Origin of the sequence: Halorubrum sp. AD140 (assembly GCF_034497445.1) — an archaeon.
GTDB lineage: Archaea > Halobacteriota > Halobacteria > Halobacteriales > Haloferacaceae > Halorubrum.
The window spans coordinates 1-1,215 of record NZ_JAXRUU010000250.1 but is presented as its reverse complement, the minus strand read 5'-3'; the positions used below and the strand labels follow the sequence as shown (position 1 = coordinate 1,215).

At 40.8% G+C, this 1,215-nt stretch carries 1 protein-coding gene and 1 pseudogene; both read right to left on the bottom strand.

Going from position 1 to position 1,215, the window contains the following annotated elements:
* Positions 1-17: 17 nt before the first annotated feature.
* Positions 18-989, bottom strand: a complete 972-nt coding sequence (locus tag U4E84_RS17930) for a restriction endonuclease subunit S (protein ID WP_322533430.1) — start codon at positions 987-989, stop codon at positions 18-20.
* Positions 986-1,215: pseudogene (locus U4E84_RS17925) on the bottom strand (SAM-dependent DNA methyltransferase); the annotation flags it as partial. The gene U4E84_RS17930 and the pseudogene U4E84_RS17925, both read right to left, overlap by 4 nt.

Here is a 1,215-nt window from a genome sequence, read left to right as displayed (position 1 = left end):
ACAATCTTAGCTACATCCTAAGAGATAATATTCAGCTCTTCATCAAGTTCCGGTATCAACGCTGGAGACCCAATTAATCCGCCTTCCTGGGTCAAGTCGGTGATAGCTACTACAAGATCCCCTTCATCGATTTTATATCTATCTTTCATTTGATCTTCTGTGTAATACTTGTATTCGTCTGTTCTGAAGCCACCTCCTTCTTTTACATTCTTCAGATTTATCATCGGATAACTATCCTCAATCTCATCATCCCTGTCAAGATATTCACTCGTGTAGGAATACCCTCGGCCAGACCAGACTAAGTCATCTATTTCAGCTATTTCAAATTCGGCAGGAACCTCCCCAATCTCGGACTCAACTAATTCCTCGTAAGGTCCAAAATGTTCAAACCGATAGTCAAACATCGTCTGAGCTAAATCTTCTATTAGTTTGCTAATTCGGTTATTGACGGCAATCTTCCGATCAATATTACTCAATATTTTGGATATTTTCTTCTGTTCCTCAATTGGGGGCAATACGATTGTTTCTTCGTAGAAGTCATTTCGGTTAAGACCAGGAACAGCAGAACCACTTTTGAGACGATCAAGATCAAAGTCCAACAAGTTATAATAAAGAAATCTCAAATCGACATCTGAAACTTCCAGAGAGTTGTAATTAACAAAGTAGGCAGTATCAATTACATTAAAATCGTCATCACTCCACTCAATGCCCAAGTTGACGCCCTTCCTCCCTACAATAATTCCTGGCGCCTCTATATGGAAATCGGAGTGCCAAACGGAACGGCCATTTGAACCAAATACCGGATAAGGGCCTTTCTCACGGTCATCCTCTGGAAGTGACTTGCCATATTCCAATTCAAGCAGATCACCTAACCGGTATATTCTCCAATTTTCTGGTTTGCTAACGTCTTGTCTTCTTAATATGTATGGCTTCCTGTGCTCTCCGGAATCCTCCTCTAAGTCCGAGAGAGTACGCTGCTCTGACGTCAAAATCCCACCTCCTGTATAGTCTCTTCTATCTTTCCCTGTAACTCGTCTGACTTTTGGAATTCTTCACGGATTTCTGCGGATAATCTCTCCATCTGTTTTTCAAAAGGTTCTCCATTGTTGTTCTTAGCTTTTACACCGACATATCGTCCTGGCGTGACAATATACCGATTATCTGCTATTTTTTCCTTGTTAGCAACCTTACAAAATCCTAATTCGTCTTCGTATT